At 54.3% G+C, this 234-nt stretch carries 1 protein-coding gene; it reads right to left on the bottom strand.

The window, feature by feature from the left end; all coding sequences use genetic code 11:
* Positions 1-234 (bottom strand): hypothetical protein (locus H8K52_RS20955; protein WP_186924829.1); only part of this gene is annotated, 234 nt, incomplete at both ends.

Genomic DNA, 234 nt, shown 5'->3' on the forward strand with positions numbered 1-234 from the left:
CGACGATGGCGTCATTGATTGTGGCGACGGTGACCGTGAAGCTGGAAACACCGGCTGGAACGATCAGGCTGCCACCAACTAAAGTCACGCCATTGCTAAATGTGGCTGTGCTGTTGTAATCGGCACCGGCTGTGGCTGTACCGCCGCCTAAGTTGTAAGCATAGGTTGAGGCGACGGTTGTTGTTGCGGACAAGGAGACTGTGTAGACCAAGTCATTGCCTTCGACCACATTGT

This window comes from Affinundibacterium seohonense, from assembly GCF_014284305.1.
GTDB lineage: Bacteria > Pseudomonadota > Gammaproteobacteria > Burkholderiales > Burkholderiaceae_D > Undibacterium > Undibacterium seohonense.